The organism is Mesorhizobium sp. M7D.F.Ca.US.004.03.1.1 (genome assembly GCF_003998635.1).
Taxonomy (GTDB): domain Bacteria; phylum Pseudomonadota; class Alphaproteobacteria; order Rhizobiales; family Rhizobiaceae; genus Mesorhizobium; species Mesorhizobium loti.
In genome coordinates this window covers 1-1,392 of sequence record NZ_RZQG01001247.1, presented here as the reverse complement: position 1 = coordinate 1,392, position 1,392 = coordinate 1, and the positions used below count along the sequence as shown (strand labels likewise).

General features: G+C 65.7%; 2 protein-coding genes. Both read left to right on the top strand.

The window, feature by feature from the left end:
- Window positions 1-309 (top strand): hypothetical protein (locus EN935_RS41140; protein ID WP_206534664.1); only part of this gene is annotated, 309 nt, incomplete at its 5' end.
- Window positions 310-621: 312 nt separating this feature from the next.
- Window positions 622-1,317, top strand: coding sequence for a helix-turn-helix transcriptional regulator (locus EN935_RS36020; RefSeq protein WP_164548893.1), 696 nt, complete (start codon window positions 622-624; stop codon window positions 1,315-1,317).
- The last annotated feature ends 75 nt before the right edge of the window (window positions 1,318-1,392 follow it).

The following is a 1,392-nucleotide window of genomic DNA, read 5'->3' as shown; positions in this document are numbered from 1 at the left end:
ATTCGGGGTCGGTATAGCTTGCCATGTCCAGGCTCCATCCAAAGTTCTGCCTTCGGCCGCGCGCCGTCAGGCAGCGTCAGGTTTGGCCCGCCGGGCCGCAGTCAGGGTGTGTGGTTCGAGGGCCGGCTGACGCCGGCTCAGCCGGACCGGCTTTACAGCCCGGCGGTTTGGGCGAGGCGCGAAAGCCGCGCCTCTGCCGTCTTTCTGTCGGGGGCGGAAACCGCCCTGCCCGTCGGCCTGTCGAACAGGATGACGGTGCCGTCTTCGGTACGGATGCACGACCTGTCGGGCAGACCGGCGCCACGCTGATCGAATTGGGGGCCGGAGCCGCTGGGAGCGGCGGCTCCGGCCGTTCCGGTCGCCGGGGATGGGCGGACCGGACCCGCGGCTGGTGCATTGAAGCACTGAGCCTCGGGCTTCACCTCGGCCGGGGAGGAGGACGGCCGGGGCGGAAGGGAATGGGCAGCGGTGACGACCGCCGGATGCGCCTCGCGTGAGGCCGGCGCTCTTGCGCCTTCAAAGCTGGACAGGTTTTGCATGATCAGATATAAGCATAACTCAAAAATAGATGCAAGCCATTCTTTCATGGACGAGAGCCGCTTTCATCGCTCACATGGCGCCATGGCAAAAACGGAACTGTCGATCAAGGTCGGAGCGGCGATCCGCAAGGCGCGCAAGCAGCGCGGCCTGGTCATGCGCCACATCGCCGAGCACAACGACACCGATGTCGCCGCCGTCGGCAACTGGGAAACCGGCCGCAATCTGCCCAAGACCGAGAACCTCTTGAAGACCGCCGCCTTCCTGCGCGTCGATCCGGTGGCGCTGGGCCAAGGGCAGGTCGTCTTCCTCGACGATGCCGGCCCGGTCGCCGACGCCGAGATCGTCACCGATGCCGGTCCGCTACCCGCCGGGTCGATGGATATCGAAGTGCTGGGCGCGGCCGTCGGCGGCGATGATGGCGATTTCACCTTCAACGGCGAGCCGGCAGGCTATGTCCAGCGCCCACCGGGCGTGCGCAACCTGCCGAAGGTCTTTGCGCTGCACGTGCTCTCGGATTCCATGGTGCCGCGCTACGAGCCCGGCGACCTGATCTATTGCGGCGGCCGCGACGCCGTGCCCGGCGACCATGTGGTGATCGAGACCTTTCCGGAAGAAAATGAGCGCAACGGCAAGGCCTTCATCAAGAAGCTGGTCAAGCGCACCGCCGCCGAGCTGGTCGTCGAGCAATACAATCCACCCAAGACCCTGACCTTCAACCGCTACGCGATCAAACACGTCTGGCGGGTGATTCCGCTGAAGGAATTGCTGGGGTATTAGCGCCCTTTCTCCTTCTCCCCCTCAAGCCCGCCGCGACCCCTCGAGCGGCACCTCGCGCTTACTCAGCATCTGCGC

Bases quoted from the DNA above. Each gene is read 5' to 3' on its own strand.
- EN935_RS36020 (WP_164548893.1), top strand. From the start codon at position 622: ATGGCAAAAACGGAACTGTCGATCAAGGTCGGAGCGGCGATCCGCAAG.